The following is a 3,710-nucleotide window of genomic DNA, read 5'->3' on the forward strand; positions in this document are numbered from 1 at the left end:
ACTTGCGCTAAGAAAAGCGGACCCACCCAGTGCGCACTGGATGACTGAATCGTTTGGGTCGTTGGTGAAAAGCCAGCCGTCGTCACGGTCCGGTTCCCCCCAGGAACCGGGCCGTGGCGAGGGGCCTAGCCGCGGGCGCGGATCAGCGTGGGGCGGGAGCGTCGGCCGGCGCGGCGGGGGCGCGTAAGGACGGCCCGGTCAGGCGCAGGGTGATGCAGTGGTGTTGCAGGCGGTCGAGCAGGGCATCGACCAAGGGTTTATTGCGGAACAGGTCGTACCACTGATCGAATTCGAGATTGGTGGTGATCAGGGTACTCTTGCGGGCGTAGCGCTGTTCCAGCAGTTGGAACAGGGTGTTGGCGTGCTCGGGCGTGAGGTTCATGTAGCCTAACTCGTCCACGACCAGAACCTCATAGGCCGCCAGCCGCTTGAGTAGGCGGGTGGTGGAGTGGTCGGCGAGCGCGGCATACAGCTCGTCGATCAAGTCTTGGGCATTGTAGAACCGGCCACGGTAGCCGTTGACCAGGGCCTGGCGCAGCAGGCCGATGGCCAGTGCCGTTTTGCCGGTGCCGGGTGGTCCGATGAGGACCAGATTCTCGGCCCGATCGATGAACCCCAGGCTGGCCAGGGCGCGGATGTGTGAGGCGTCCACCGTCGGCTGACGGTCGAACGGAAAGGTGTCCAGCGACCAGTCCCAGGGCAAGTGGGCCTGGTGCAGGCGGTAGGCGAGGCTACGCTCCTGGCGGTGACGATGCTCCTCGCGCAACAGGCGCAACAGCAACGCCGCGGGCGGATCGCCGGCCGGTTCGGCGGCGTCGAGCACCGTGTCCAGGGTCTCACGCATCCCGGCGAAGTGCAGTTCGGCGAGCAGGGTATGAATGGCGGCGCGCATCAATCGGCCTCCGGGAGTTGGAAGAAGTCGCCGCGCACCTGTTTGAGGATCAGCGCCTCCAGGCGGGTCAGGTCATACAGGCCATAGGTCAAGGCCTGAGCGACGGCGTTGAGGAAGGGGGCTGACGGGTAGGTGCGTTGGAACGGCAACAGGCGCTTGAGCCGGGCCGCCCCGCGCCCCGGGGCATGCGCGACCAGGGCCTGGACATACTGCGCCAGCACCGGCGGGGCGTCGGTCAGCAGCGCCTGCTGCGCCGGGGGTGGGTCGCTGCGCCGGGGGCGCAGCGGACCATGATGACCGGGCGTGGTGAGGCGGCGGTCGCGTTGGCCGATCGCCCGCGGATGGCGGGCCACCTCCTTACCCTGACAGCAGACCACCACCGTGTCGAAGTACTGGTAGACCTCCACCGCTTTGCCGAGCAGCCGCTCGGGGACGGAATAGCGATTGGTCTCCAGACGCTGGTATTGTCGATGGTACAGCGGGCACAGGTCCCGCCCAACAAGGCAAAGGCCTCCTGAAGGAACACCTGCGCCTCGAAACGGGTGAAGCGCGGGTAATACTGGATGAAGGCATAGCGGCTGAAGCCCAGGATGAGCCCGGCGCACTGGGCCGTGACCGGCGTTCCCCCGACCGACAGGCGGTGCGGCGAGGTGTCGTGCTGCATCTCCTGCCCCGGCGCAAAGTCATCGTGCCCGACCCGCGCCGGTGATGGCTCACGCAGCTGCGCCTGGCGCACCCAGTGGGTCAGGGTACTGTAGGGGACCTCCTGGCCATGGCGCTCGCGCAGCAACTCCTGCATCCGCACCACGTTCCCGCGGGTCTCGCAGTAGAGCGTGGGCAGCGTCGAGGTGAGTGCGGGCGAGTTCGTGACTGGCGGCCTGTTGCGCGGGGTGCGCGGTGCACCCTGCGCCAGCACCCGGCGCACCGTGCGGCGGCTGTGCCCCAGGGTGTGACTGATCTGACGTAGGCTCAGGCCCTTGGCGTGCAGTTCGATGATCGTCTGGCGTTGTGGTTCGGACAACATGCGCACCCTCCTGTAACGGTTGACGCCGGCGCTCGAGCGTGGTCTTCGCCACCGCCTGGCGCAGGGCCGCCCAGGTGGCGGCCGCAGGACACGGTTCGAGCAAGGCCGGCAGCGCGCGCGCCAGGCGCTGGAGTTGCTGGCGTAGCCGCTCCAACTCCGCCAGCCACTGCGCCTCGGGATCGTTGGCAGTGGCCGGGACATCGCGGGTCGCCAACGCCTGGATGAACAGCCGCGGCTGTGCCAGCATCCGCGTGCGGGCCGTGCGGTTGGCCGGCCCGTAGTGGCCATACCAGGTGGCCAGCTCCCGCGTGGACAAGGGCTCGCGGTGCAGGGCCGCGGCATCGGCGGCGTTGGCGCGCGCCAACGGTACGAACACCCGGCTGGCCGCCCAGGTCGAGAGTACGCCCTGGCGTACCGCCTCCTGCACCGGCTCAGACAACGCGGTGAGCAACGCCAGACGCCGGCTGACCCAACTGGGGTCTTTCCCCAGCGCGGTGGCCAGGGCGCGTTGGCTCAACCCCCCGGCCAGGGCTGACGACAGCAACCAGGCCTGCTCGATCGGCTCGACGGCGCGGCCCTGGTGACGGGCCAAGACCTGCACCAAGGCCGCCGACAGCGGACCCTCCCAGACCTCGACCTGAGCGGTATCGCGGCCCAGCCGGGTCAGCGCCGCCCAGCGCTGGTAGCCATTGATCAAGACGAAGCGCTCGCCCTGCGCCACCACCACCAACGGCACGCGTTGGCCGTCCGCGTCGATGCCGGCCATCAGCCGACGCACCTGCTGCGGGCGCTGGACCCGGGTCTGGGCAAACGGCGTCGCCAGCCGATGCAGGCCGAGTTCCGTGCCGTTGAGGGGTGAGGCGTTCATGGCCGATACGCTAGCCTCAACCCCCGGTCAGGACCATGGAGTCCTCTCTTTGCAATCACCCGTCAGCGCGTCTGGGGTGCGTCTACAGCGCTGAGTAAAAACAGGTTTCCAGCATTGACACGTCCACATTTGCAATCCGCCGCTGGCCACGGCTCGACGCGGCTGGCCACGGCTCGACGCGGCTGGCCACGGCTCGACGCGGCTGGCCGCAGCATCAACAGCAGGGCGCGTGGCTCATCTCTCCCACCGGTCAGCAGGGTGCCTCGCGGTGCAAGTGTGCCCGGACACGCCAAGCGACCGGGGTGCGCGTGGGGACTTTTTGCTTAGCGCAGACCCTTAGGCGCCAAGGGGTGGGGCCGTTTTCTTAGCAGAGGGTGGGGTATTTCCGATTAGCGTTGACGATAAAGAATTGGAAGAAAAAGGAAATACCCAGAAGAGTGCAGGCAAGGTTCTGGCGGACCTCGGTGACTATGCCTCGGATGTCAACTCGACTTTGGCCATTTTTGGTTTGAGGGAAGACCCCATGCATGGTCTGGTCAAGTGGCCGGTGCGGGAGCGTAAGGTCAACGTAGAGTTGGCGGCAGCGGGACGCGGGCGGTATCGTCTGAAGCCGACTAAAACACCAGACGTGACCACCTTTGCCGCCGCTACCGACTGCGATTGTAGGGATTCTGCTGCCCTTTGCCCCCCTGTTTACGACGCCGACCTGGGCCAACGCGCAGGTGCTGTTGAAGGGGGCCTTGCTGACCCAGGGTCCGCGCACCGTCACGGCGGCCTTGCGCACGATGGGATTGGGGCAGGATCAGTGTAAGCGTCCGGCGAACTACAGACTTGACGGCCCGGCCTGGAGGTCTTGCGGCTTCAGTGCCTGAGGCAGGAGCGCCGCGACGGCCGCCGGGGTGTCAGCCAGGGGCAGCCGCTCAAAG

The 3,710-nt window shown here is 67.3% G+C and carries 2 protein-coding genes and 2 pseudogenes; all 4 read right to left on the bottom strand.

Translation table 11 applies throughout. From position 1 onward, the window contains the following. Positions 1-142 precede the first annotated feature (142 nt). Positions 143-892 carry an IS21-like element helper ATPase IstB gene (istB, locus tag QZY44_RS20225; protein ID WP_295450871.1) on the bottom strand — a complete coding sequence of 250 codons (750 nt, stop codon included), beginning with the start codon at positions 890-892 and terminating at the stop codon, positions 143-145. Continuing rightward, positions 892-1,299: a hypothetical protein gene (locus QZY44_RS20230; RefSeq protein WP_295450874.1), complete on the bottom strand. Its 408-nt coding sequence runs from the start codon at positions 1,297-1,299 to the stop codon at positions 892-894. The genes istB and QZY44_RS20230 overlap by 1 nt, the downstream gene beginning before the upstream one ends. Before the next feature lie 551 nt (positions 1,300-1,850). Beyond that, positions 1,851-2,258 (bottom strand): annotated as a pseudogene (locus QZY44_RS35870) (hypothetical protein); the annotation flags it as partial. Between the two features lie 292 nt (positions 2,259-2,550). Further along, positions 2,551-2,784 (bottom strand): annotated as a pseudogene (locus tag QZY44_RS35875) (ParB N-terminal domain-containing protein); the annotation flags it as partial. Positions 2,785-3,710 lie beyond the last annotated feature (926 nt).

This window comes from uncultured Thiodictyon sp. (assembly GCA_903837595.1).
Lineage (GTDB): Bacteria > Pseudomonadota > Gammaproteobacteria > Chromatiales > Chromatiaceae > Thiodictyon.

Bases quoted from the DNA above. Each gene is read 5' to 3' on its own strand.
- istB (WP_295450871.1), bottom strand. From the start codon at position 892: ATGCGCGCCGCCATTCATACCCTGCTCGCCGAACTGCACTTCGCCGGG.